This is a genomic window from Paraburkholderia sp. RL18-085-BIA-A (assembly GCF_046027075.1).
Taxonomy (GTDB): Bacteria; Pseudomonadota; Gammaproteobacteria; order Burkholderiales; family Burkholderiaceae; genus Paraburkholderia.
This window is the reverse complement of sequence record NZ_JARESU010000004.1, coordinates 134,416-160,173: the sequence shown is the minus strand read 5'-3', so window position 1 is coordinate 160,173 and position 25,758 is coordinate 134,416. Positions and strand designations below refer to the sequence as shown.

The window sequence follows — 25,758 nt, the reverse complement described above, 5'->3', positions numbered from 1 at the left end:
TCGCTCCTCACGCATTATTCAGCCGCGAGAACCATCATGCCTGCCCAACACGACGAAGTCCCTACGACCAGCGCCACGCCGGACGAGGTCAAGCGCAAGACGCTGTCCATCACCGTGCGCAATCTGCTGATGGTCGCAGTTGGTGCGGTGGTGTTCGCGATCGCGGCGACCGTCGTGCTCTACAGCACGGTCATGTATGGCGACGAGATTCCCAACTTCGGCATCATCCTGATGCTGACCGTGCCGGTAATCGCGGGCGTGGCGTTCCGCGTCGGGCTGGACGCGTGGCTGGACCGCGAGTGAGCGTGGCGCCAACGGCAATGAGCCGGGCCCGCGCGGTCGGTTACCCCGCCGTCACCGGCAACACCACCCATACTTCCAGCCCGCCGCCCTCGCGCGGATGAAACCGCAGGCTGCCGCCATGCAGCCGCGCAATCCTCTCGACGATCGACAACCCCAACCCCGTGCCGCCGCTATGCGCGCGCGCATTGCGGCCGCGCTGGAACGGCGCTTTCAGTTGCTCCAGTTCCTGCGCCGACAGTCCCTTGCCGCGATCGCCGACCGTGACCGTTACCGTGTCGGCGGTGGCCCAGGTGCGCACGGCGAGACCGCTGCCGCCGTACACGATCGCGTTCTGCATCAGATTCATCAATAGCCGCATCATGCTGATCGGCCGATACGCGAGCGCCGGCAGCGGCGCAAGCGACAACTCGAACTCGTGCCCGAGTCCCGCGAAGTCGCCCGCGAGCCGTTCGATCAGCACATTCAGATCGCCGGGCAGCGGCGCCTCGCGCTCGCCGCTGCCCGCGTAGTCCATGAACTGCTGCAAGATCGTCTCGATCTGGTCCAGATACGACTCGGCCGCAATCACGAAACTGCTGTCACTGCCGTGCGGCATCGCCATCGCCATCGACAGACGCAGCTTGGTGAGCGGCGTGCGGATGTCGTGCGAAATGCCCGCCAGCATCAACGCGCGCGTCGCGTCGGCTTCCTGCAACGCCTGCGTCATCTGATTGAAAGCGCTGCTCACCGCCGCGATTTCGCTGGGGCCGTCGGTGGGCAGCTGCGCGGGCGCTTCGCCGGCGCTCACGCGGCGCGCCGCCCGCGTCAGCTCCTGAAGCGGCGCGTTCAGGTGAAGCTGGATCGCGTAGCCGGCCAGTGCGGCCAGCGCGCCGAGACCGAGCGACAGAAAAATCGCCGCTTCGAGTCCGTTGCCCTGCGCGTCCTCGGGAACCGGCAACGCGATCCAGTACGGCGCTTGCGGTGCGTCGGCCGGCGCGTGCAGGCGGATCCACAGACGCTGCCCGCGTTCGGTTTGCCAGCGCACCGCCATGTCGGCTGGCAGATGCGCGCGCAGGCTGTCGAGAAACATGTCTCGCTGATAGGTGCGATACGCGCGCGCGAGACTCGGCGGCGGCATCTCGGTGGCCTCTGGCGGCAATTGCGCGCGCGCGTCGAGACGCGCGGTCAACGCGCTACGCGCGCCGGACGGCGTGGCGGCCAGCAGGTTGTCGAGCATGGTGACGTAAACGGCGAACACGGCCGCCGCGCGGTCAACGCGAGGCCGTTGCACGTAATGCAGCAACACGCCGAGCGTACACACCTGGCTCAACATCACGAGCACGATCAGCAGCGCGATATTGCGCGCGAGCAGCGTGCGCGGCAGCGCCCTGCGCAACAGCGGGTGGGTCATCACTCGACGTCCGCGGCCAGCATGTAGCCGACGCCCCACACGGTCTTGATGAAACGCGGCTTGGACGGATCGTACTCGACGATCTGCCGCAGCCGCAGCACCTGCACGTCGATGCTGCGATCGAGCGCGTCGTGATCGCGGCCGCGCGCACGCGCGAGCAGGTTGTCGCGGCTCACCGGCCGGTTCGGCGACGACGCCAGCGCGACCAGCAGCAGCATCTGCGCCGAGTGAATCTCGAGTGGCACGCCCGCGCGCGACAGTTCCTGCTTGCCGACGTCGAGCGTGAAGTCGCCGAAACTCACGCTTTGCGAAGTCACGGTGACATCGCCCGACGCGATCTTCTGACGGCGCAGCAGCGCGTTGATGCGCGCCACCAGTTCGCGCGGCAGGAACGGCTTGGCGAGGTAGTCGTCGGCGCCGGTTTCGAGACCGATCACGCGGTCGAGCGGATCGCCCTTCGCGGTCAGCATCAGAATCGGCAAGGTCTGGCCCTGCTGGCGCAAGCGGGCGCAGATCTGCAGGCCATCCTCTTCGCCGATCATCAGATCGAGCACCAGCAGATCGAACGGCTCGCGCTCCAGATAACGGTCGAGGCGCCTGCTGTCTTCGGCAACGCGCACGTCGAAGCCGTGGCCGCGCAAAAACCGCTGCAGCATGTTGCGTAGTTCGACTTCGTCGTCGAGCACGATGATCTTGGCGGGGCGATCCATGCGAATGCTCCTCGATTTAAGCGTCCGGCGACGTCTCACGTAACGTCTTCTTCGCCGCGTGCCGTTCAGAAAGACGCTGCAACAGCACGTAGAACGACGGAATGAACAGCAGGGCGATGCAGGTGGACGCGAGCATCCCCGAAAATACCGCAATCCCGAGCGAGCAGCGCGCGCTCGCGCTGGCGCCGGTCGCGATCACGAGCGGCACCACGCCGGGAATGAACGCGAACGAGGTCATCATGATCGGCCGGAACCGCAGCCGCGCCGTTTCCACCGCGGCCTCGGCGATACCCACTCCCTGCACGCGCAGATGCCGCGCGAATTCGACGACGAGGATCGCGTTCTTCGCCGACAGCGCGATCAGCAGCGCGAGGCCGATCTGCGTGTACAGGTTGTTGGCCGCGCCGAGCAACGCGAGTGTGCCGGCCGTGCTGAGCAACCCGAGCGGCACCGCGAGCACTACGGCCACCGGCCGCAGCCAGCTTTCATATTGCGCGGCCAGCACGCAGAACACCAGCAGCACGCCCACCGCGAATACCCAGTACGCCGAATTGCCGACCAGCTTCTCCTGATGCGACATCGCGGTCCATTCATAGCCGATGCCGGCCATCAGGATGGGCGTGCGGAATCGGGCCAACGCCGCTCGTGTCGATATGGCTCGCGCCCACCGACACGATGCCCGACCGCGGCAGCGGATTCTGCTCGCTGATGGAGAGTTGCGCGGCCGCCTTGAAGATATGCAAGCCGGCCACTTGCAGCGTCAGGTTGCGTTCATACGCACGTTGTTCGAGCGCGGTGAGCCCCGGGTCGTTGAACGCGGTCCACGAGGCCGCTTGAGCGGCGGGCGCGGTCTGCGCGCTGTTCGGCAAACTCTCGATCCACCGGTCTTCGAGCGTCACGTCGGGCTGCCTGAATTCCGGGCCGACTGTCACGCATCCGCTCGGCGCCGCACCGAACGACACGTTGAGCGACGCGCTGACAAGGCGCAGGCGGCGGGACGTGGCAGATTTCATCGCGCGTTTTTTGGGCGTCAAGGCACGGCACTGGTTCGACGGAGTGGCTCGCGGCACGACGCAGAAGGACGCGGGACCAGGCATGAGCGAGCGGAACACAGCAGGTCGCGGAGCAGGAACAAGTTGAACGACAAGCGCCGCTTTGCGGCGCCGGGCGTCGCGGGGTTCGCGCGCAGACCGCACGGCCCGCCGCGCCACGCCCCTACGATCACTCCGATACCTTCGCGGCTCAGTGCGCTGCCCCGCGTTCCTGCATGAATGCCGCGATCTGCGGCAACGTGATGTAGCCCGCCTTCTGCGTATCGATCTCGTCGAAATGCTGGGCCACCATCGGCATGCCCGCCTGGGCCTGCTGCTTGGTGAGCTTGCCGTCGTGCGTGGTGTTGGCGTTCGAAAAGCGCATTTGCAACTGCTGGGCCATCCGCTCCATGCGCTGCGGGTTGCCGCCCTGCGGCGTGGCGCTCTGGGCGAACGTGATGGTGGATGCGCAGCACAGCAGCATGGCGGCGAGCAACTTCTTCATGACCGATTCCTTCATTGATCTTCGCTTGATTCATCGGGCGTCGCCTGCTTGTGCCGCGATCCGCGTCGATGACAGGCCGAATTCTTGTGGATGCGTCGCCCGATGGCAATTTGAGAATCATGTCGACTCGTGTCATGGCTTTTCGCGCACAAGGGCAGCGGGCGCGAGACGCGCCCGGCGTGTGAATTGCAGCTTGCGCTTCATACATCGGCGCCTGCCAGCGAGCCGGAAACCCGCTCGGCCCGTTACCTTCGTCGTGACATCGAATGAAATGACTTTGCCGTGTCGTTTCAACGCTGCGTTGCGTATCTTTCGTCTGCCGGCGCAGCACACATCGCAAACAGCGTATGTACCGTTCGCGCCGCCCGCGCCACGAGCGCATCACGCAACGGCCGAGCGTCCACGCGAAGCCGGACCACCGGCGCGGCGTTTCAACCAGACACGCGCCGCTCAACGTCTCAGGAGTACCCAGTGACTATTCGTCTCGCCTGCGCTTCTACCTTTACCGCCATCGGTCTCGCCTGCTCATCCACCGCGTTCGCCCGGGTCGTCGTGTACATGCCCGCCGCCGTGATCTACGCGCCGCCGCCGCGGCTGGTCTACTACTCCGTGCCGGTCAGTCCGGTCTATGTGACGGCGCCCCCGCCAGTTGCCGCTCCCGTTGCGGTGCCGGTCACGGCGTCCGTCACGGTTGCGCCGATCAAACCCGCTCCGCTTTACACCACCGTCGTCGTGCCGCCGCCCACCAACTACGCGCTCGTGCCCGCCCCTGCCGTGACCTACGCGCAGCCGGTCATGATGGTCCCGCGCTAACGCGCGCATCGGCTTGCGAGCGGCTCACTAGCCGCGACATTCCGCGCACCCGGCACGTTGCCCATGCGTTGCTTACAACAAAGACAGTTGAAGCAGCGTAGGACATGCTTCGCGCCAACACGCCAGGTGAATTCCCGTTGTCCTGAACAATCGCCGAAGCCCCTTGGGAGAGGACCGTGGGGCTGCGCGCGCTGGGACACTGCGTTGCACGATGAACGGTGCGGCAGCGCGGTTTGCGTTCGTTAGGAACGGCGCTTGCTGCTGCATTCTGGCTAGCGCCGAGCTCGCCCTACTTCCCGGAACATCAGATGAGTTACCAGAACATAGACAAGGAAATCGCCCACCTCGAAGTTGTCTTCGGGCTGATCTCCTCACGTGATCGCTTGCCGCTGTCGTACTGGCATCACCGCCTGCGCGTCCTGCACCGCGCGTCGATGATGCCGGCGCAACGCGCGCGTGTCGCGCGGCTCGAAGCGACGTTGCGCTCGCTGCGTAAGTCGGAGGAAACGGCGACCGCCGAGCCGCCGCACAATTCGACGGCCACCCAGTCATGACGCAGGCCCTGAAGGAGAAGCAGCGAAAACAGGTGGCGGCAAGCACCGACGCCCCAGACGCACGCGCGCGGGACGCGGGCGCGGACTCGCCGCATCTGGACGAAGAGGAACAGGATCAGGCCGCCGACCATACCGCGCCCCATGCGCTCGTCCTGCACGAAATCGTTCGTGCGGAAGGCGAAGCCGCGCTCGAGCGGACCATCGGCGCGTTGATCTGGTCGTCGTTGGCGGCGGGGTTGTCGATGGGCTTCTCGTTTCTCACGCAAGCGGTGCTGCAAGCCGGATTGCCGGACGAGCCCTGGCGCTATCTGGTGGCGAGCCTCGGCTACTCGATGGGCTTCGTGCTGGTCATCATGGGCCGGCAGCAACTGTTCACCGAGAGCACCTTGACCGTCGTGCTGCCGGTATTGACGCGGCGCGATATGCCGACCTTGCTCAAGGCGCTGCGTCTGTGGGCCGTCGTGCTGGTCTTCAACTTGATCAGCACCTGGATTTTCGCCGCGATGCTACGGATTCCCGAAGTGTTTTCGCCCGCCGTCGAGGATGCGCTCGGCGAGGTGTCGCGCGCCGCGCTCGGCCCGGAGAACGCGCTGCCCACTTTCGTGCGCGCGATTTTCGCCGGTTGGCTGATCGCGCTGATGGTGTGGCTGTTGCCGAGCGCACGCTCCGCGCGTCTGCTGACCGTTTTGCTGATCACCTATGTGGTGGCCGTGAGCCATCTGTCGCACATCATCGCTGGATCGACTGAAGTGGCCTACGCGTTTTTGGCGGGCGACGCGAGCTTGCCTGACTACTTCTTCCGCTTCCTGTGGCCGACACTTGCCGGCAACATCATCGGCGGCATGACGCTGGTGGCGCTGCTCAATCATGCCGCGATCGCGCCGGAGATCAGCGGTAGCCGCTGAGCCGTCGCGTGAGCCGTCGCTGATCCACCGCGTGAACGAATGCGCGCGGTGACTGCACACGCGGCGGCGCATCACGCCGGCACGCCGCCCGCTCAGCCGGTCAGCAGCCGCACGCCGAGCGCCAGCACGAGGGCCGGCACCATCACGAGCACGCCGACCTTCAGGAACTTCATGAAGCTCACGTCTTCGCCTTCGCGGCGAATCGCGTTGAGCCAGAGAATGGTCGCGAGCGAACCGGTGATCGACAGGTTCGGACCAAGATCGACACCGATCAGAAGCGCGTCGATCACACGCTCCGGACTCTGCGCCTGGATTACCGTGGAACTGGCGATCAGCCCCGCCGGCAAGTTGTTCATCAGATTGCTGCCGAACGCGATGAGAGCGCCGGCCCATCCCGCCGTCGCCATTTCGTTGTGTTCGGTCGCGCGCCGCAGCGTCGTGGCGAGCGTCGTGATGACACCGGTGTGATTGAGCATCTCGACCAGCACGAACAGCGCCGCCACCAGCGGCAGCACGCTCCACGAAATTTCGCGGATCATCGGCAGCGGCGATTTGCGCTCCTGAATCAACACGACCAGCGCGGTCAACGCACCGAGTATCGCGGTCGGCATGCCGAGCGCGATATCGTAGGCGGACACCGTCAGCAGCACGCCCGCCGTCACCGCGATCCCCGCCAGCGCGACCCGTCCGCTCGACGACAATTCGACCGGTTCGAGATTCGCTTCGCAAACGCCCGCGAGCGCGTCGCGCTGGGTCCAGCGCAACATCACGTAAGTCGCGGCGACCGATAGCACGGACGGCAGCGTGAAGCGCATCATCCACGCGCCGAGCGCGGGCGTGTGGTTGCCGTACAGCACGATGTTGGCCGGATTCGAAATCGGCAGCACGAAACTCGCTGCGTTGGCGACGAAAGCGCAGATGAACAGCAACGGCAGCGGCGGCGTCTTCGCTTTCTTCGCGGCGGCGAACACGGCCGGCGTGAGCACGACCGCGGTGGCGTCGTTGGACAGAAACGCGGTGATCACCACGCCGACCAGGTACACCAGCACGAAGAGCCTGCGCGGCGAGCTTTGCGCGTGATTGACCGCGAGCACGGCGACCCAGTCGAACAGACCTTCGCGGCGGCCGACTTCCGACAGCAGCATCATGCCGAACAGGAACAGGTAGACGTCGGTGCCCTTGCCGATTGCCTCGATCGCGAGATGCACCGGCAACAGTCCGAGCGACACCAGCAAGAGCGCGCCCGCGACGGCCCACACTGCTTCAGGCCATTTGAACGGCCGGGTGATGACGCCGGCCGTGGCCAGCGCGGCGATACCCCAAGAGAGGAAAACGGAATTCACAGCGTAGGCCCTGGAAGATCAGTTGCGTGGTTGCTGATGTGGTCTCGTTGCGAGTCAGCCGGAAAATTACCACACCGCGAGCGCATTTCATTAGATTAGCGTCACCGCCACAACAATCTGTTCCTTCGCACCCGGCTATTCAGTTTTCATCGGCCTGCCTACCATCCGCGTTCTCACTCGATACCTCGCCAACCCCGAGCACAAGCGAATGCCATCACGTTCCTCCCGTTCCGAACGCTACACCGGCGCGGCCATCGCGCTGCACTGGCTGATCGCCGCGCTGATCATCTGCGGGTTCTATCTCGGCTGGATCATGACCGATATCCCCGGCTTCACGCCCACCAAGCTGAAGTACTTCTCGTGGCACAAGTGGATCGGCGTGACCATGTTCGCGCTTGCCGTGCTGCGCATTCTGTGGCGCGCCACGCACCGCGCGCCGCGGCTCGATGACGCGACGCCCGCGTGGCAGAAGGCGGCGGCCCATCTGGTGCACGGCGTGCTGTACCTGCTGATGCTGGCGATCCCGCTGTCCGGCTACTTCTACAGTTCGGCGGCCGGCATTCAGGTGGTGTACCTGGGCGTCGTGCCGCTGCCCACGTTCATCGGCCCGGATCAGGCGCTCAAGGCCACGCTGCGCACGGCCCACGTGCTGCTCAATTACACGTTGCTGGCGCTCGTCGTCATGCATGTGCTGGCGGCGCTCAAGCATCAGTTCGTCGACCGTGACGGATTACTCGCGCGGATGATTCCGTTCCTCAAGTAACGACCTTAGCAACTGCCGATTGGTCACCTCTGGTTGGCAATCTAATTCCCAACAGCGTGCAATTCACGCACGCGGGTTCGATAGGATGCGTACCACCATGAAATCAACCGCTTTCCAATCCGTTCGTCGCGCGGCGCTCGCCGGTCTCGCCGCTTTTTCAATGTTCGGCGCCGGCCTCGCGCATGCCGACGTCGACCTGAGCAAAAGCACGGTGGTCGCCACGACGAAGCAGATGAACGTGCCGGTCGACGGAAAGTTCAGGAAGTTCTCGGCGCAACTGAACTTCGATCCGGCGAAGCCGGCCGCCGGCAACGCCAACGTGACGATCGACACCGCCAGCTACGACCTCGGCGCCGACGACTACAACAAGCAGGCGCAAGGCAAGGAATGGTTCGACAGCGCGGCCTGGCCCGCCGCGACCTTCGTGTCGAGCGCGATCGCGCCGGCCGGCGGCAACCAGTACAAGGTCACCGGCAAGCTGACCATCAAGGGCAAGTCGCAAACCGTCGTGGTGCCGGTCATCATCGCGAGCCAGGGCGCCACGCAAACCTTCGACGGCTCGTTGCCGATCAAACGCTCGCAGTTCGATGTCGGCACGGGCGAATGGAAAGACACGTCCGTCGTCGCCGACGAAGTCGTCATCAAATTTCACCTCGTCACTTCGAAGAAGTAACGCATAACACCTAAGCATCGCTGCACTTTCTGAAACCTGGAGAACACCTTGAAGAAATCTTTTCTGCTTGCCGCAGGCGCGCTCGCCGCTGCATTGTCGTTCAATGCGATGGCCGCCGATACGTATCAGCTCGATCCGACCCACACGTATCCGAGCTTCGAAACCGATCACTTCGGCGGCATCTCGATCTGGCGCGGCAAGTTCAAGAAAAGCAGCGGCACCGTGGTGCTGGATCGCGCGGCAAAGACCGGCACGGTCGACGTGACGATCGACATGAACTCGGTGGACATCGGCAACGACAAGCTCGACGCCGAACTCGTGACCGACAAGTTCTTCGACGCCGCGAAGTACCCAACGGCCACCTACAAGGGCACGCAGATCCACTTCGACGGTGACAAGCCGGTGGAAGTGATCGGCACGCTGACGATGCACGGCATCACCAAGCCCGTCAACCTGAAGATCGAATCGTTCAAGTGCTTCACCAATCCGATGCTCAAGCGCGAAGTGTGCGGCACGGAATCGACCGCGACGTTCAATCGCGACGACTTCGGCATCGACTTCGGCAAGGCTTACGGTTTCAAGATGCTGACCACGCTGCATATTCAGGCTGAAGGCATCAAGCAGTAATCTCCGGGCTTGACACAAGCTCGCGTCACACGGTTGCGGCAACGGGTCGAGATGGCCGCCCAGCTTGCCGCGACCGTTCTTCACGGAATGGGCCTTCAAACAGGGGCTGTTTCACTCGGAACAGCGGATTGAAGCGCTTGTCCGGCAGAGTTTTCAGTTCATGACTTCCGGTCTCGCCGCGCGGCAAAACCTTGAGCGCGACGATCAGTCATCAGCGTCCGCTTTTCCCCCTCTGAACTGAACCGCACCGCTCGAACGTAGAGCCGTCAGCGGTATAGCCCGCGCTCGCGCCGGCGGAGCAAGGTACTATTACGGTTTGGCGCCCGCCCCACGACCTGCGCAGCGCCGTCTCCGTCATCTGCTTTCACCGCCCATGAGTGCCCCCGTCCGCCGCATCGCGCATCTCGACATGGACGCGTTCTACGCGTCCGTCGAGCTTTTGCGCTATCCGGAACTGCGCGGCCAGGCGGTGGTGATCGGCGGCGGTCGCGACGGCGTGCCGCAAACGCTCGCGGACGGCAGCCGCCGCTTTGCGAAGCTGCGCGACTACGCGGGCCGCGGCGTCGTGACCACGTCCACTTACGAAGCGCGAGCGCTCGGCGTGTTCTCCGCGATGGGCATGATGAAAGCGGCCGCGCTCGCGCCGGATGCAATCCTGCTGCCCACCGACTTCGACTCGTACCGCCGTTACTCGCGTCTGTTCAAGGCGGCGGTCGCGACGTTCACCGACCGCGTCGAAGATCGCGGCATCGACGAAATCTATATCGACCTCACCGACTTGCCGGGCGAACCGCGCGAGATCGCCGCGCGCATCAAGCAGGCGGTCAATCAGGCCACCGGCCTCACCTGCTCGATTTGCGTGGCGCCCAACAAGCTGCTCGCGAAGATCGGCTCGGAACTCGACAAACCCGACGGTCTCACGATCCTCACGCCGGCCGACGTGCCGTTGCGCGTGTGGCCGCTGCCGGTGCGCAAGGTCAATGGCATCGGTCCGAAGGCCGCCGAAAAGCTCGCGGCGCTCGGCCTCGCGACGGTCGGCGATCTGGCGGCGGCGGACGCGGGACTGTTGCAGGACAACTTCGGGCGCAGCTATTCGGCCTGGCTGATGCAGGTCGCCCAGGGTCACGACGAGCGGCCGGTGGTGGTCGAATCGGAGCCCAAGTCGATGAGCCGCGAGACCACCTTCGAACGCGATCTGCATCCGCGCCATGACCGCCCCGCGCTGTCCAGTTCGTTTACCGGCTTGTGCGTGCGGGTCGCGGAAGATCTCGTGCGCAAGGGCTACGTGGGCCGGACCGTGGGGATCAAGTTGCGCTACGACGATTTCCGCACGGTCACGCGCGATCTGACGTTGGACGAGCCGACTGCCGACGCGATCGAAATCCGCCGCGCGGCGACCGAATGTCTGCGGCGAGTGGAGTTGAATCGCAAGCTGCGGCTGCTCGGCGTGCGCGTGAGCGCGTTGACGCCGGCCAACGCGCAAGCGTCGAAGCGGCGCGTGCCGGTTCAGGCCGACTTGCCTTTCGCCAGCGACGAGTAGCCGTCCGCTTCCACCGTCACGCCGGCGCCTGGGCGCATCGTCTGCGCGCCCCTGTCGATCTGCGAGACCGCGACCGAAAACGCAAACGTGTTGATCCCGCGTTCGCTATGCGCCGACACGGTGCCGCGATGCATCTCGGCGATCGCCTTCACGATCGCCAGACCCAGCCCATGATTTTCGCGGCTATTGGTGCGCGACACTTCCGCGCGATAGAAGCGGTCGAACAGATGTTCGAGCACGTCCGGCGCGATCGGCTCGCCGGGGTTGGCGACCGTGACGCGCACGTGATCGCCGTCGCGCACGATCGTCACGCTGATCCCGGCGCCCGGCTCGCAATGCTGGATCGCGTTCATCAGCAGATTCGTGCACGCGCGGCCGAACAGCGAGCGGTTCACGCGCGCCTGCGCGTCGCCATGCAATCGCGCATGCACGCGCGCCTCTTCGAGCGGGATCTCCAGAAACTCCAGCGTATGCGCGACTTCCGCGGCCAGCGACACGTCGATCAGCCCGGTTGCGCGCTCGCCCTGATCGGCGCGGGCGAGGAACAGCATGTCGTTGATGATCGCGCGCATGCGCTCGAACTCTTCGAGATTCGATTGCAGCGTGTGGCGCAGATCGTCGACCGAACGGTTGCGCGTCAGCGCCACTTCGGTCTGGCCGATCAGGATCGTCACCGGCGTGCGTAACTCGTGCGCGACATCCGCGTTGAACGATTCGAGGCGGCCGTACGCGCCGTCCAGACGTTCGAGCGCGCCGTTGAACGAGTTGGCGAGATCGTTCAGTTCGAACGGCAGCGACGCGGTGTTCAGACGTTGCGAGCGGTTGTTCGGGCTCACGGCGGACGCGTCGCGCGTGAGGCGCGTGAGCGGCGCGAGGCCGAGCCGCGTCACTGAATAGCTGAGCAGCAGCACGGCAAGACTTCCCAATGCGGACAGCGCGGCGAGCGCCGAACCGAACACGCGCATCGTGCGCACGTTGGGCGAATAGCTCGACGCCACCTGCAATTGCACCGCCGGCCGGGTACCGTAAGCCGGTACGGTCTGTGTGTACGTAAGCATGTCCTGGCCGCCGCCGGCCGGACTCACGCGCGCGTAGCCGCCGGACCAGCTCTTCACGACCCGGCCTTCGACCGGCTTGCCGTAGTTGAAATACGGGTCCGCGCTCGACACCGAGTACACCGTGCTGCCGTCGTGCGGCGTCATGTCAGTGAGTTTTTCGCGGGTTATGCGCCACTTTTCCTGCGTCCCCGCATGAAAGACGATGATGTGCGCGATCTGCGTGCGATCGTCGAGCGACTCGCGCAGGTGATGTTCGAGCTGCGTGCGCAGCACGAGGATAAGCCCGGTGCCCACCAGCGTGAACACGAACAGCGCGACGAGCGCGAACATCAGCGCAAGGCGGCGGGCGATGGACCGGTTCATGACGACTCCGCCTCTTCGCGCACTTCCAGCACGTAGCCCATGCCGCGCACGGTGTGCAGCAGCTTCGACGGGAACGGGCCGTCGAGCTTGGCGCGCAACCGTTTGATCGCGGTCTCGACCACATTGGTGTGGCTGTCGAAATTGACGTCCCAGACGAGTTCGGTGATGGCGGTTTTCGACAGAATGTCGCCCTGCCGCCGCGCGAGCACGCTGAGCAGCTGGAATTCCTTCGCGGTCAGGTCGAGGCGCACGCCGTCGCGCGTCGCGCGCCGGCCGATCAGATCGACGAACAGATCGCCGACCGAAATCAGCGTCGACTCCTGCGAGCGCGTGCGGCGCGCGAGCGCATGCAGCCGCTCCACCAGTTCGAGGAAGGAAAAGGGTTTGGTGAGGTAGTCGTCCGCGCCTTCGCGCAGGCCGCGCACACGGTCGTTCACGTGATCGCGGGCGGTCAGCATGATGACCGGCGTCGATTTGCGCATCCGCAGCGCCTTGAGCACGCTGAAGCCGTCGCGCTTGGGCAGCATCACGTCGAGGACGATCACGTCGTAATCGAATTCGGTGGCCAGATGCATGCCTTCCTCGCCATCGAGCGCGACGTCGACGACCCAGCCCTGCTCTGTCAAACCGGAGCGCAGGTAGTCCACCACCTTGTGCTCATCTTCAACAATCAGCAATTTCATGCTCGTTCCCTGTCGATCGGAGTTAGCGCTTTAGCGCTTACTCCGGTCCCATGCAACGTAGTTGCTTGACTCTGCATTATACGAAACACCTTTGAATCCTTTTGCGGGTGCGGCTTCATCATGGACCGGCGGCTCACCGTGCGGGAGCCATCGCCTCCTTCGTCGCGGCAGGCTGCGCATCCTTCGGCGCGGTCGCGAGGTCGGCGCCGGCATCCCAGCCGCCGCCGAGCGCCTTCACTAGCGCCACCGACAAAGTCATCTGCTGGCCGTGGATCTGCACGTCCTGGCGCTCGCTGTTGAGCAGCGACTGCTGCGCGGTGATCACGTCGAGATACGCGACGAGGCCGCCGGAATAGCGGTCGGTGGCGAGCGACAGCAGGCGCTGCGCATCGCCCACCGCCTCATGCGACTGCTTCGCCGCGCCGTCCAGCACCGACAGGCCCGTGATGCCGTCCTGCACCTGCTGGAACGCATTGAGCACGGTTTGCCGATAGATCGCCTCGGTGGCCTTGTAGCCCTCGCTCGCGAACTGGACGTTGGCCGCGCGGCGGCCGCCGTCGAACAGCACCTGGCCGACCGTCGCGCCGAGCGTCCACATCAGCGAGGGCGCGCTCAGCAGACTGGCGAACTGCGTGCTCTCCCATCCGATCCCCGGCGTCAGCGTCAGGCTCGGAAAGAACGCCGCCTTGGCAACGCCGATCTGCGCGTTGGCCGCCGCCATCGCGCGCTCCGCCGACGCGATGTCAGGGCGCCGTTGCAGCACGTCGCTAGGCACGCCGAGTGGGATCGGCGGCGCCTTCGCGTCGAGCACCTTGGGTTCGATCGCGAACTGGGGGGCCGGCACGCCGACCAGCGCGGCGATCGCATGCTCGAATTGCGCGCGCAGGTTCAGCAGCAGTTGCGCCTGCACCTGCGTCGAGTCGAGCAGCGACTTCTGCTGCAACACTTCGAGCCCCGATACCGAGCCGAGGTCATGCTCGGAGCTCACGTAATCGAGTGCCTTCTGCTGCAGTTTCACCGACTGATTCAGCACGTCGATCTCGGCGTCGAGTTCGCGCAGCGAGAAATAGTCGGTGGCGAGATCGGTGGTGAGCACGAGCCGCGCGTTCGCGAGATCGTCCGCCGATTGCTGCTCGGAAGCCTTCGCGCCTTCCACTTCGCGACGTATCCGCCCGAATAGATCGGTGTCGTAGTAGATCGTCGGCCCGAGTTGCAGACTGTTTTGGACCGTCGACTCGGTCGGCGTCGCGTAGTTGGTCAGCGGCCGGTTCTGCGAAATCCTGAAGCGCGCTGCCGTGGCACTGAAATCGACTTCCGGAACGCGTTGCGCGCTGGTGTTCGCGAGCGTCGCCCTGGCCTGCTCGTAGTGCGCGCTCGCGGCGACCAGCGTCTGATTTTGCGCGAGCGCCTGGGTTTCGAGCGTGGCGAGCGTCGGGTCGCCGAAGCCGCTCCACCAGTCCGGCGAGACCGGCGCGTGCGACGGCGCGGCGAGCCGCCAGAACGAATCGGTGTGCCAGGCGGGCGGCACGTCGGCCTCTGGCCGCTGATAGTCCGGGCCGACCGTGCACGCGGCCAGCAACGTCACGCTCGCGACGCCCGCCGCGCCCGCGAGCGTCGTGATCGCCCGGCATGCACGCGTGAACTTCACGACGCCCCCTTGCCGTTCTTGCCCGGCTGCGTGACCTGCACGTGATCGCCGTCGGCGATCGAGTCGCTCGGGTTGATGATGATCCGGTCGCCCGGCTCGATCCCGCTTTCGATTTCGAGCGACTGGCCGAGGTCCCGCGCGATCACGATCTTGTGCAACTGCACGTTGCCCTTTGCATCGACCACTGCGAGACGCGGACCTTCGGCGCGAAACAGCAGCGCATTGCCGGGCACCGACAGCTCGGCGTGCGCCGTCTGCGGCACCGCGACCTGCACGTACGCGCCGGGCCGCAGCTTGTTGTCGGGATTGGGCAGCGTCACTTCGATCTGCAACGAGCGGGTGGGCACGTCGATCGCGCCGGAAATGTGCGTGACCGTGCCGTTGAATTGCTGGCCCGGCAATTCCGCCTGCGTGACCACCACCTTCTGTCCGACCGACACGTTCTGCGCGTACGCCTGCGGCAATTGCACGTAGACCCGCAGCGGGTCCGACTGCGCGAGCGCGAACAGCGCGCGGCTCGTGCCGCTGCCCGCGTCGATCAGATCGCCGACATCGACGTTGCGCTGCGTGACCACGCCCGCGAACGGCGCAACGATCCGCTTGAACGATTCGAGCTGCTGCAGGCGTTTGACGTTGGCATCGGCGGCGGCGAGATTGGCGACGTCCTGCGTGTAGGTGCTTTGCCGCTCGTCGAGTTCCTGCTGCGAGACCGCATCGCGTTGACGCAATTGCTGCCAGCGCTCCAGCGAGCTCCTGGCGAGGCCGAGGCTCGAACTGGTTTGCTGACGCTGCGCCAATGCCTGCGCGAGTTCCTGATCGATTTCGGGCGTGTCGAGTTCGGCCAGCAATTGACCCTGCTTCACTTGCGTGCCGATGTCGGCGTACCAGTGCAGCAGGTAACCGGTCGAGCGCGCGTAGATCGGCGATTCGACGTAGCCGCGCAAGGTGCCCGGCAACAGCGTGTTGCCGCCGCTTTCGGTCTGCGTCGGGCTCACCACGGTCACGTATTGCGTGGCGTTCTGTTGCGTGGTTGCCTCGACGGAACGGTTTTGCATCACGTTCGCGATCACGGTGCGCAACGCGCCCACCGCGAGCAGCACCAGCACGATGCAGACGGCGATTTTCGCGCGCTTCCATTCGCGATGACGCGGCGGCAGCGCGTGCCCCCCTTCAGTCTCCCGCGAGGGGATCGCTAGCGATGCATGAGTTTTTTCGGTCATTTCAGTCAGCCATCGTTTAACTTTTTACGCGGGCGCGGGAGTGCCGCCGTGATCCGGCGCGGGGCCGTCGTTGCCGTCTTTATCTTTGCCGCCGTCGCCGCCGTGATCCGGATGGTCCGTGTCGTCGTCGCGGTGACGGCGCGCGAGGCGGGTATGAATGCCCGCGAACACGATCGGCACGAAGAACAGCGTGGACACCGTTGCAAACAGCAAGCCGCCGATCACCGCGCGGCCGAGCGGCGCATTCTGCTCGGCGCCTTCGCCAAGACCCAGCGCCATCGGAATCATGCCGATGATCATCGCGAACGCGGTCATCAGCACCGGCCTGATCCGGCTCGCGCCCGCTTCGAGCGCGGCGGTGAGCGGCGGTGCGCCGGCGGACAGCCGCTGCCGCGCGAACGAGACCATCAGAATACTGTTGGCGGTGGCGACGCCCATCGTCATGATCGCGCCGGTCAGGGCCGGCACGCTCAGATGCGTGCCGGTCAAAAACAGCATCCACACGATGCCCGCTAGCGCCGCCGGCAACGCGCTGACGATGATCAGCGGATCGACCCACGACTGGAAGTTCACCACGATCAGCAGATAGACCAGCACGATTGCCATCGCCACGCCCAGGCCGAGCCCGAAGAACGAACTGCGCATGGTCTGCACCTGGCCGCGCACGGTGATCTGACTGCCGCGCGGCAGCGACGCACGCACATTGTCCACGAGCTTGTCGACCTGATTCGCCACGCTGCCGAGGTCGCGCTTCTCGACGCTCACGTACAGGTCGATCACCGGCCTGATGTTGTAGTGCGTGACTTCCGCGAACTGGGTCTGCGGCGAGACCCGCACCAGGTTGCCGAGCAGTTGCGTGGGCCCGGTGGCGGAACCCGATACCGGCGTGCGCAACAGTTCGTCGATCGACGATACCTGGTACTGCGGCGTCTGCACCGCGACGTTGTACTCGACGCCGTTCTTGTTGTTGAACCAGAAGCCCGGCGACGTCTGCGAGCTGCCCGACAAGGAAATCAGCACGTTCTGCGCGACGTTGCTCGCGCTCAGATTGAGTTGCTGCAAACGCGTGCGGTCCATCTGAAGGTTGATCGCCGGTTCGTCGAGCTTCTGCTGGATGTGCGTGTCGACGGTGCCGGGAATCAGCCGCACCTGTTTCATCAGCTTGCGCGCAACGTCGAAGTTGCCTTCCTGATTCGCGCCGGAAATCTGCACGTCCACCGCGGCGGGCAAGCCGAAGTTGAGAATCTGCGTGACGATGTCGGCCGGCTGAAAGAAGAACTCGACGCCCGGAAAGCGCTGCGGCAGGATGGTGCGCAGCTTGTCCATGTACATCTGCGTCGGCTTGTGGTTTTCGTTCAGCGCCACCTGAATCTCTCCGTCGAGCGTGCCGATCGTGCCCGAGTTGCTGTATGAGAGGTTGATGCCGCTATACGGCAAGCCGAGGTTGTCGAGAATCGTGCCCAGCTCCTGCGGCGGCACGACTTCGCGAATCACCTTTTCGACTTGGTCGGCAAGACGCGCGGTTTCCTCGATGCGCGTGCCGGTCGGCGCACGCATGTGCAGACGGATGTCGCCCGCGTCGACGCTCGGGAAGAAGTCCTCGCCGAGCACGAACACAAGCCCCATCGACACCACGCAGAAGCCGAGAAACAGACTGCCGAACCGCCCGCGCCGCACCAGCAGGCTGCTGAGAATCATGATGTACGCCGAGCGCATACGCTCGAAGCCGCTATCGAAGCGCCGGTAGACACGCATGAACAGATTCGGCTTCGCATCGGGCTTGGGCTTGTGCGCGTGGCCCATCAACATCATCGCGAGAGTCGGCACCAGCGTGCGCGACAGAATGTACGACGCGAGCATCGCGAACACCACCGCTTCGGCGAGTGGCACGAACAGGTATCGCGCGACACCGGTCAGAAAGAACATCGGCACGAACACGATACAGATGCACAGCGTCGACACGAGCGCCGGAATCGCGATTTCGCCCGCGCCGTCGAGAATCGCATCGTGCAGATTGGTGCCCATGTGCAGATGCCGTTCGATGTTCTCGATCGTCACCGTCGCGTCGTCGACCAGAATCCCGACCGCCAGCGCGAGCCCGCCGAGCGTCATGATGTTGATGGTCTGCCCGAGCGCGTGCAGCATGATCAACGAGGACAGGATCGACAGCGGAATCGAGATCGCGATGATGCAGGTGCTGCGCCAGTTGCCGAGAAACAGCAGGATCATCGCGGCGGTCAGCGCGGCGGCGATCAGCGCTTCGCGCACCACGCCCTGCACGGCCGCTTTCACGAACACCGACTGATCGAACAGCGCCGTGATGTTCAGGTCCGGCGGCAACGCGGCGCGCGCGCCAGGCAACAGCCCTTTGAGCGTATCGACGATCGACAAGGTCGACGCATTGCCGTTCTTCAGCACCGAGATCAGCACGCCGCGATGGCCGTTCTGCCGCACGATGTTGGTCTGCGGCGAGAAGCCGTCGCGCACGTGCGCGACTTCACGCAAGTAAGTCGTCGCGCCGTTGAGCGTGCGCACCGGAATGTCGTTGAGCCCTTCCACCGTGGCGGGCGAGCCGTTCATGTTGATCGTGTATTCCTTCGGCCCGATCTTGGCCGTGCCGGTCGGCAGAATCAGGTTTTGCGCGTTGAACGCGCCGACTACGTCGGAAGGCGTCAGGCCTTTGGCGAGCAGCGCGCGCGTGTCGAGGTCGACCGAGATCAGACGCGATTTGCCGCCATAGGGGTACGGCACGGCCGCGCCAGGAATCGTGACGAGCTGCGGGCGCAGGAAGTTCAGCGCGGTGTCGTTCAGCGCCTGCTCGGAGAGCTTCGGGCTCGACAGGCCGAGCTGGATCACCGGAATGCTGGAGGCCGAATAACTGATTACCAGAGGCGGCGTCGCGCCCGGCGGCATCTGCTTGACCTGTGCCTGTTCGACGGCGACGGTCTGCGCAATCGCGGTCTGGATGTTCGCGTTCGGCTGCAGGAACACCTTCAGGATCGTGATGCCCGCGAGCGATTGCGATTCGATGTGCTCGATGTTGTTGACCGTGGTGGTCAAGCTGCGCTCGTTGACCGACGTGATGCGGTTGGCCATGTCCTCGGCCGACAGACCCGTGTACGTCCAGATGATGCTGACCACCGGAATATTGATTTCCGGCAGCACGTCGACCGGCGTGGTGAACAGCACGAATGGCGTCGCCAGCAAGATCAGAATGGCCATCACGATGAACGTGTATGGCCGCTTAAGCGCTACGTTGACGATCCACATTGAAACGCGCCCGAGAGAGTGCAGGTAGGAAGATGCAGGGAATCAGCGCTTATGCTAGATCGGTGGCACCAACACCTGCATGGCGCGAAAATGGCAGAAATGTCAGGAAGCTAAATGAAAGCGGCGATGCTAATCGGACGTCGGTGGTTTTGGCGATAAGCAAACGTTTGTTGAATCAAGAATAAGCGCTGTTCGATGCACGTTGGTCCGCGTGAAGTGTCGCGGCGATGCGAAGTGTTGTGGAATATTCGTTCAGATTGACTTGTGCAAAGCAAATACTTCACCGCTTGAATGAATGAAGAAAGGCCGGTCGACCTCGATGGTCGACCGGCCTTCTCTCTTCGCGGCGCTTTCGATGCCTACTTGGCGAACAGCGACGACATATCGGCGAACGCCTTGAACTCCAGCGCATTGCCCGACGGGTCGAGGAAGAACATCGTCGCCTGCTCGCCGACTTCGCCCTTGAAGCGCACGTGCGGCTCGATGATGAAGTCCATGCCCGCGTTGCGCAGCTTGTCGGCGGCGGCCTGCCATTGCTCCATCGACAGCACCGCGCCGAAGTGACGGACCGGCACCGCATCGCCGTCGACCTTGCTGGTCTGACGATGGCCGATCTCGTCCGGCGCGAGGTGCGCGACGATCTGATGGCCGTAGAAGTTGAAATCGACCCACTCGTCCGAGCTGCGTCCTTCCGGACAGCCCAGCAGTTCGCCGTAGAACTCGCGGGCGGCGGCCAGACTATGAACAGGAAACGCCAGATGGAACGGCGGCAACACGTTTTCGGCAACGCTCATGATGGTAAGACTCGCTGATAGTGGGGTTGGTGTACACGTGGGACCAAGTTTAACCATGACCAAAAATGGTGGAAAACGATATATATTTGATCTCACCATCACCAATTTCGATCAATCAAAATGCTCAGCGAGCTGAAGACCTTCATTGCCGTCAGCCAGTACGGCACGTTCTCCGGCGCGGGCGCGCGCATCGGGCTGACGCAATCGGCGGTGAGCGCGCAGATGCAGCGGCTCGAAGAGCAGCTCGGCTTCGCGCTGTTCGACCGCACCGGGCGCTCCGCGACGCTCAACGACGCCGGCCGTGAAACGCTCGCGCTCGCCGAGGAAATGATGACGCTCTATGCGCGGCTCTCCGAACGCGGCGCAGTGGCGGCCGAAAGCGGCATGCTGCGGCTGGGCGCGATCGCCTCCGCGCAAGTGTCGTTTCTCGCCGATGCGCTGACGCGTTTTCGCGACGACCGACCCGGCTGGCGGATTCGCGTCGTGCCAGGCGTGTCGCTGGGTCTGCTCGGGCAAGTGGATTCCGGCGAACTCGATCTGGCCGTCATCATCAAGCCTTCGTTCACGCTGCCGTCCGAACTCGAATGGCGCACGCTCGTCACCGAGCCGTTCGTGCTGCTCGTGCCGAAGAAGCTCGCGCGCGGCCAGCACGGCTGGCGCGAGCTGCTCAAGAGCGAGCCGTTCATCCGCTACGATCGCACATCGTTTGGCGGCAGGCTGGTCGACCGGTTTCTGCGGCGCTCGCGTCTGAACGTGCGCGACGTGATCGAGCTGGACGAGTTGCAAGCGATCGTGCAACTGGTCGCGCGCGGCATTGGGGTGGCACTGATTCCGAACACGGCGGGGCTCGGCAAGTGGCCGGCGAGCGTCGCCGCGCTCGAACTCGGTGACGCGACGTTTCAGCGCGAGATCGGGCTCGTGCAGCGTCCACGGCATAGCCGCCAAGCGGTGACGGATGTGTTGGCCGATTGTATTGGCGGGGCGGCGGCGGGGGTGTGAGTTGCCGTGCCCGCATGCCTGATTGTCCTGTTGTGCGGCCCGTCAACTGTATCTGTGAGATTCGCGCGGTGGCGCGCAGAATCGTCTGCTCGTGCATCGAAACACATCGAACCGCGCGTTCATCCCATGTTCGTCACGCGTGCGCGCATCGCCCCGCGTGCCGGCAGCTCCTTTGCCTCCGAGTGCCAGAGACCATGATCGCAAGCCCCATCCTCACCGCCGATGTCCTGATCGCCTACAGCGCCTACTTCGTCGGCACCGCGAGCCCCGGACCCAGCAATCTCGCGATCATGTCGCTCGCGATGAGCGCGGGCCGGCGCTCCGCATTAGCGTTCGCGCTCGGCGTGGTGTCGGGCTCGTTCTCCTGGGCGCTGCTGGCGTCGCTCGGTTTATCGGCGCTGCTCGCCAGGTATTCGGAGTGTCTGGTGGCCATCCGGATCGCCGGTGGGTTGTATCTCCTATGGCTCGGCTTCAAATCGGCGCGTTCCGCATTCGGCCCCGGCAAGTTGCCCATCGGCGACGCTCGGCCGGGCGAGCCGCTCAAACGTCTCTATCTGCGAGGCCTGCTGCTGCATCTCACCAATCCGAAAGCGGTGCTGGTCTGGCTGTCGATCGTCTCGCTGGCCGTGTCCCCCGCCACCGGCACGTCGCACACGTTGCCGGTGGTGCTCGGTTGCATGGCGATCGGCGTGACGGTGTTCAGCAGCTACGCGGTGCTGTTTTCGACCGCTTCCGCGCGGCGCATCTATGTTGCGATCCGGCGCTGGCTCGACGGCTCGCTCGCGCTGATGTTCGGCATCGCGGGCATCAAGATGCTGACCTCGAAAAGTTAGCGCGCGTTCGACGCGCGCCGCCGCTCTGCGATACTGTCGCCGTGACGAACCAAGTGGACAAGCCAAAGCGATGAGCGGTAGCAACGATGTGAACCCGACGGCGAAACGCTCGCCCTTGCAGAAGCGGCTGTATCTGGCGGGCACCGTCGTGCTGCTCGCGGGGCTGATCGCGGCGGCGCTGATCTACGCGAGCACACCGCCGCCCGACGACGCGATCGCCCGATACAGCGCCGTCGATCCGCGCTATCAGATCGAATTGCAGCGTATCGGCGGCAATGCGGCGGTGCTGATGGCGCAGCTTCATCAATGGTTCGACGGTCTGTGGCACGGCACCGCCCTCGCTTACACAGTAGCCGTGCTGGGCATGGCAATCGCTGGCGCATGCTTTTTCATCGGCTACTTTTTCGCCGACGAACCGCAACATTAGCCGCTGTCCCCGCGAAAATCTTCCGCTACGGCGCGTGCTTCACATGCGCATCCGGCTTCTCGATACCCGCCGTGAGCAGCGCCTCGTGCAGCGTGCCGAAAATGCAGCGTTCCTCGACGATCGGCGTGATCCCATGCCGATCCATGTCCGAGCGCAGATATTGGTTCACACGCGCGAAGATCACCTCCATACCGCCCTGCTTGAGCGCGTTGCACAGTTCGCCCACCGAGCGCGCCGCCGAATAGTCGAGATCGGTGATCGCGCTCGCGTCGATCACCAGCCAGCGCACCGCGCTCGGCGCGCGATCGACCAGACGGCGAATGTCATCGACGAAAAAATGATCGTTCGCGTAGAACAGGTCGGCGCCGAAGCGGTAGACGATCAGCCCCGGCTCTGTCTGGATACCCGGCGCGGCGGGCACCGGCACCCAGACGCCGTCCTCGCCAGGAACGAGCACCATCGTGTGAGGCCGGTAGCTGTGCCGCACGTGACGCAGCAGCGATAACGCCACCGCGACCAGAATGCCGTGCTCGACGCCGATCAGCACCACCGCCGCCGCGGTGAACACCGCCAGCGCGAATTCGCCGGGACTTTCGCGGCGAATCGCAAACAGCGTCTTCAGGTCGATCAGGCCGATCGCGATCGTGAACACGATGCTGGCGAGAATGCAATGTGGCAGATAACGCAGATAGCGGCTGAAAAACAGCAGCACCACGACCACCGTCGCCGCGAACGCGAGTTGCGCGAACTGGCTGCGCGTGCCCGCGCGATCGGCCATGGCGGTTTGCGTCGGGCTGCCGTTCACCACGAACGCGCCCGATAACGCCGCTGCCGCATTGGCCGCGGCGATCCCGAGCAGATCGGCGTTGGTGTCGACCGGTTCGTGATAGCGCTCGGCGAACACGCGGCTCGCGGCGGCGCTTTGCGCGACGATCATCACGAAGCACGAGGCCGCGACCGGCAACAGATCGAGCATCTGCTGCCACGTCACCGATGGCATGCTCAACGGCGGCAGGCCGCCCGCGACGGGTCCGAGCACCGAGATGCCACGCGCCGCGAAATCGTAGAGGTCGCTTGCCGCGATACCCGCGACGACGGCGATCAACGGCACCGGCACGCGCGGCAGGAAGCGCTTGCACGCCAGAATCGCGACGACCACCAGCAACGAAATGGCGAGCGTCGGCGGATTGATTCGCGCGGACTCGTGCACCACGAGCAGCAATTGATCGATGCTGCGCGCGGCGTGTCCGGGCACGCCGAACATGTCGCCCAGCATCGCGATGCCGACCTGCAAGCCGACGCCGGTGAGAAAGCCGACCAGCACGGTGCGCGACAGGAAGTCGGCCAGAAAGCCCAGTTTGAAGATGCGCGCGATGAACAGCAGGCCAGCGGTGAGCAACGCGACCATTGCGGCGAGCGCTGCGTATTCGGCGCTCGACGCCGGCGCCATCGTCGAAAGACGGCTCGCGAAAATGGTGGCCGTCGCGGAATCGGCGGCCACCACCAGGTGCCGCGATGCACCAAAAAACGCGAACGCGACAAGCGGCAGAAAGACCGTGTAGAGCCCGGTAACGGCGGGCATGCCGGCAATGCGCGCATAGCCGAGCACTTGCGGAATATCCATCGACGCAAGCTGCACGCCGGCCAGCGCATCGCGCGCCGCCGCGGCACGGCTCAAAGGAAGAACGCCCTTCAGCACGCCGGCGCGCGCGATGATATTCGCCAGAAAATCCCGCATACGCGATACCGCCCGAAACTTAGGTTATCGCGCATCGTGCCGCGACTCGGCACGCAAAAGCAAGACTTAAAGCAAGATCAGCCGGAGCAATGACCCACGGCCTGAAAACTCAACGCTTGAAATGACCTGTTTGCGGATCGACATGCCGCGCAAAACCGAACAGCGCGACGATGCAAATTGGACAGGCAACCAGAACGACGGCCAACATCACATACCTCGTAACAAACTGTTACTGGCAAGTCTAAGGGATAGTTAAGCGAATTGGATGACGAAAACCGCAAAGCTCTGTTGCGAAGAATTACAAATATTTTTATAAGCGCTTGGATCTACTTATGTGGGAGAGCCTGGAATGCGTCGAGAAACGGCGGAAAAACCACGAATAATCAAGCCGCAAACCTTTGCGGTCCGCTGCGGGCTTCGTGCGTGAAGCGGCGCGGCGGCCATCTTCACGCGGCAATTAGGGGAACGCCTCAAGCGAAGCCGTAAGCCATGCAAACAATCCGTAATCAAGCTACGCCCCGCTGCGAATCCGCCCTTCGTTCACCGACGGACCCTGCGCCCCCGGCGCCGGCCCCACCGACTCGCGCATCGTCACGCTCACCGGAAACTCGCGGAAGATTTCCCATGTGGTCCGGTAGCACTGGTTGATCAGCCAGCGCACCGCGTTCTGCGTCAGTTCCGCAGTCGGAATGTGCACCGACGTCAGTCCGGGCGCCGCATAAGCGGCCGAGTAATCGTCGTCGTAGCCGATCACCGACATTTCGTCCGGCACGGCAATGCCCGCCTGGTGCAGACGCGCGAGCACGCTCACCGCCATCGTGTCGTTCGCGCAGAAGAGGCCTGTTGCGCGCCGCTTCGAATCGAGCAGCTTCTGCGCGGCCGCGTAGCCGCCTTCCGGCGAGAAGTCCGATTCGATCAGCGTGACGTCGTCGCGCACAATGCCTTCACGCGCCAGTTCGGCAAAGAAGCCTCCGAGCCGCGCCTGGTTGTCCGACGAAGTGAACGGCCCCGAAATCACAGCGATGTTCCGGTGTCCATGATCGAGCAGCGTGCGCGCCGCCAGTTCGCCGCCGCGCCAATGGTCGGCGCAAAACGACGCCTCCGGCAACTGCTCGAACGCGCGGTTGAGAAACACCATCCTCGGATGCATCGCATGCAGCATGATGAGGTCTTCGTCATGCAGATCGTGGCTGATCACCACGACGCCGTCGCAATCGCGGCCGATCAGAAAGCGCACCGCCTCGATCGCCTGCTCGCGCGGCGACACTTCTCCGCAGCCGGTCGCCACCACCACGTGTCGCCGCACCGCGCGCAGTTCGGCGTCGGTCTGCTTGAGAATGGTGCCGTAGTAGGAGCCGAAAAAGGTCGGCACGAAAATCCCGATGATGCCGAGCGACTGCGTCGCCATGGCCCGGCCGATCGACGACGGGCGAAAGTTCAGCGCCTCGATCGCCGCCTTTACGCGGGCGGCGGCGTCGGCGGAGATGGGTCCTTTACCGGAAATGGCCCGCGAGGCAGTGGACATGCCTACGCCGGCCAGTGCCGCGACATCCTTGAGTGTTGCCACG

At 64.4% G+C, this 25,758-nt stretch carries 25 protein-coding genes; 11 read left to right on the top strand and 14 right to left on the bottom strand.

All coding sequences use genetic code 11. The annotated features are described in order from the left end of the window. The first annotated feature begins 36 nt into the window (after positions 1-36). A complete protein-coding gene (locus P0D89_RS04510) occupies positions 37-303 on the top strand; it encodes a hypothetical protein (RefSeq protein WP_408358431.1) in 267 nt (88 codons plus the stop codon). 40 nt (positions 304-343) lie between these two features. Here P0D89_RS04510 and P0D89_RS04505 read toward each other — a convergent pair whose 3' ends face one another. The 5 genes from P0D89_RS04505 to P0D89_RS04485 form a co-directional block, all read right to left on the bottom strand. Further along, positions 344-1,693 (bottom strand): ATP-binding protein, encoded by a 1,350-nt coding sequence (locus P0D89_RS04505; protein ID WP_408358430.1) that lies wholly within the window; start codon positions 1,691-1,693, stop codon positions 344-346. Continuing rightward, a complete protein-coding gene (locus tag P0D89_RS04500; RefSeq protein ID WP_408376198.1) occupies positions 1,693-2,403 on the bottom strand; it encodes a response regulator in 711 nt (236 codons plus the stop codon). The genes P0D89_RS04505 and P0D89_RS04500 overlap by 1 nt, the downstream gene beginning before the upstream one ends. 16 nt (positions 2,404-2,419) lie before the next feature. Then, a complete protein-coding gene (locus P0D89_RS04495) occupies positions 2,420-3,040 on the bottom strand; it encodes an efflux RND transporter permease subunit (RefSeq protein WP_408358428.1) in 621 nt (206 codons plus the stop codon). After that, positions 2,994-3,416 (bottom strand): outer membrane factor lipoprotein domain-containing protein, encoded by a 423-nt coding sequence (locus P0D89_RS04490; protein WP_408358427.1) that lies wholly within the window; start codon positions 3,414-3,416, stop codon positions 2,994-2,996. The genes P0D89_RS04495 and P0D89_RS04490 overlap by 47 nt, the downstream gene beginning before the upstream one ends. Positions 3,417-3,645: 229 nt before the next feature. Continuing rightward, positions 3,646-3,939, bottom strand: a complete 294-nt coding sequence (locus P0D89_RS04485; protein WP_408358426.1) for an EF-hand domain-containing protein — start codon at positions 3,937-3,939, stop codon at positions 3,646-3,648. A gap of 471 nt (positions 3,940-4,410) precedes the next feature. On the opposite strand from P0D89_RS04485, the gene P0D89_RS04480 reads away from it, so the two are divergent. The 3 genes from P0D89_RS04480 (at position 4,411) to P0D89_RS04470 (ending at position 6,211) form a co-directional block, all read left to right on the top strand. After that, complete coding sequence (locus P0D89_RS04480) at positions 4,411-4,752, top strand: hypothetical protein (RefSeq protein ID WP_408358425.1); 342 nt, start codon at positions 4,411-4,413, stop codon at positions 4,750-4,752. A gap of 308 nt (positions 4,753-5,060) precedes the next feature. Then, positions 5,061-5,306, top strand: coding sequence for a hypothetical protein (locus tag P0D89_RS04475; RefSeq protein ID WP_408358424.1), 246 nt, complete (start codon positions 5,061-5,063; stop codon positions 5,304-5,306). Then, complete coding sequence (locus P0D89_RS04470) at positions 5,303-6,211, top strand: formate/nitrite transporter family protein (RefSeq protein ID WP_408358423.1); 909 nt, start codon at positions 5,303-5,305, stop codon at positions 6,209-6,211. The genes P0D89_RS04475 and P0D89_RS04470 overlap by 4 nt, the downstream gene beginning before the upstream one ends. Positions 6,212-6,303: 92 nt before the next feature. Here the strand turns inward: P0D89_RS04470 and P0D89_RS04465 are convergent, their stop codons facing one another. After that, positions 6,304-7,554 carry an arsenic transporter gene (locus tag P0D89_RS04465; protein ID WP_408358422.1) on the bottom strand — a complete coding sequence of 417 codons (1,251 nt, stop codon included), beginning with the start codon at positions 7,552-7,554 and terminating at the stop codon, positions 6,304-6,306. 208 nt (positions 7,555-7,762) lie between these two features. On the opposite strand from P0D89_RS04465, the gene P0D89_RS04460 reads away from it, so the two are divergent. The 4 genes from P0D89_RS04460 to dinB all read left to right on the top strand — a co-directional run bounded on the left by P0D89_RS04460 (position 7,763) and on the right by dinB (position 11,157). Beyond that, positions 7,763-8,317, top strand: coding sequence for a cytochrome b (locus tag P0D89_RS04460; RefSeq protein ID WP_408358421.1), 555 nt, complete (start codon positions 7,763-7,765; stop codon positions 8,315-8,317). 85 nt (positions 8,318-8,402) lie between these two features. After that, entirely contained in the window at positions 8,403-8,990 is a 588-nt protein-coding gene (locus P0D89_RS04455) for a YceI family protein (protein WP_408358420.1), read from the top strand. 48 nt (positions 8,991-9,038) lie between these two features. Next, positions 9,039-9,617 (top strand): YceI family protein, encoded by a 579-nt coding sequence (locus P0D89_RS04450; RefSeq protein WP_408358419.1) that lies wholly within the window; start codon positions 9,039-9,041, stop codon positions 9,615-9,617. A 373-nt stretch (positions 9,618-9,990) separates the two neighbouring features. Next, positions 9,991-11,157, top strand: a complete 1,167-nt coding sequence (gene dinB / locus P0D89_RS04445) for a DNA polymerase IV (protein WP_408358418.1) — start codon at positions 9,991-9,993, stop codon at positions 11,155-11,157. On the opposite strand, the gene P0D89_RS04440 is transcribed toward dinB, so the two are convergent. From P0D89_RS04440 to P0D89_RS04415, 6 genes are all read right to left on the bottom strand, one after another. Further along, entirely contained in the window at positions 11,124-12,578 is a 1,455-nt protein-coding gene (locus P0D89_RS04440) for a heavy metal sensor histidine kinase (protein ID WP_408358417.1), read from the bottom strand. The genes dinB and P0D89_RS04440 overlap by 34 nt on opposite strands. Then, the gene (locus P0D89_RS04435; RefSeq protein WP_042328199.1) at positions 12,575-13,261 is read right to left on the bottom strand and encodes a heavy metal response regulator transcription factor; all 687 of its coding nucleotides are present in this window, start codon (positions 13,259-13,261) and stop codon (positions 12,575-12,577) included. The genes P0D89_RS04440 and P0D89_RS04435 overlap by 4 nt, the downstream gene beginning before the upstream one ends. A gap of 133 nt (positions 13,262-13,394) precedes the next feature. Beyond that, positions 13,395-14,909: an efflux transporter outer membrane subunit gene (locus tag P0D89_RS04430; protein ID WP_408358416.1), complete on the bottom strand. Its 1,515-nt coding sequence runs from the start codon at positions 14,907-14,909 to the stop codon at positions 13,395-13,397. After that, positions 14,906-16,129 carry an efflux RND transporter periplasmic adaptor subunit gene (locus tag P0D89_RS04425; RefSeq protein WP_408358415.1) on the bottom strand — a complete coding sequence of 408 codons (1,224 nt, stop codon included), beginning with the start codon at positions 16,127-16,129 and terminating at the stop codon, positions 14,906-14,908. The genes P0D89_RS04430 and P0D89_RS04425 overlap by 4 nt, the downstream gene beginning before the upstream one ends. Before the next feature lie 24 nt (positions 16,130-16,153). Further along, positions 16,154-19,399: an efflux RND transporter permease subunit gene (locus P0D89_RS04420; RefSeq protein WP_408376197.1), complete on the bottom strand. Its 3,246-nt coding sequence runs from the start codon at positions 19,397-19,399 to the stop codon at positions 16,154-16,156. Positions 19,400-19,758: 359 nt separating this feature from the next. Further along, on the bottom strand, positions 19,759-20,193 hold the full coding sequence (locus tag P0D89_RS04415) for a VOC family protein (RefSeq protein ID WP_408358413.1): 435 nt from the start codon (positions 20,191-20,193) through the stop codon (positions 19,759-19,761). Positions 20,194-20,313: 120 nt separating this feature from the next. Here P0D89_RS04415 and P0D89_RS04410 point away from each other — a divergent pair, with 120 nt between their 5' ends. The 3 genes from P0D89_RS04410 to P0D89_RS04400 all read left to right on the top strand — a co-directional run bounded on the left by P0D89_RS04410 (position 20,314) and on the right by P0D89_RS04400 (position 22,452). Next, positions 20,314-21,192, top strand: a complete 879-nt coding sequence (locus P0D89_RS04410; RefSeq protein WP_408358412.1) for a LysR family transcriptional regulator — start codon at positions 20,314-20,316, stop codon at positions 21,190-21,192. Positions 21,193-21,386: 194 nt separating this feature from the next. Then, complete coding sequence (locus tag P0D89_RS04405; protein ID WP_408358411.1) at positions 21,387-22,025, top strand: LysE family translocator; 639 nt, start codon at positions 21,387-21,389, stop codon at positions 22,023-22,025. Positions 22,026-22,095: 70 nt separating this feature from the next. Continuing rightward, complete coding sequence (locus tag P0D89_RS04400; protein ID WP_408358410.1) at positions 22,096-22,452, top strand: hypothetical protein; 357 nt, start codon at positions 22,096-22,098, stop codon at positions 22,450-22,452. Between the two features lie 25 nt (positions 22,453-22,477). On the opposite strand, the gene P0D89_RS04395 is transcribed toward P0D89_RS04400, so the two are convergent. Together P0D89_RS04395 and P0D89_RS04390 are read right to left on the bottom strand one after the other, a co-directional pair. Continuing rightward, positions 22,478-24,190 carry a SulP family inorganic anion transporter gene (locus P0D89_RS04395; RefSeq protein ID WP_408358409.1) on the bottom strand — a complete coding sequence of 571 codons (1,713 nt, stop codon included), beginning with the start codon at positions 24,188-24,190 and terminating at the stop codon, positions 22,478-22,480. A gap of 511 nt (positions 24,191-24,701) precedes the next feature. Beyond that, the gene (locus tag P0D89_RS04390) at positions 24,702-25,757 is read right to left on the bottom strand and encodes a LacI family DNA-binding transcriptional regulator (RefSeq protein WP_408358408.1); all 1,056 of its coding nucleotides are present in this window, start codon (positions 25,755-25,757) and stop codon (positions 24,702-24,704) included. Between the last annotated feature and the right edge of the window lies 1 nt (position 25,758).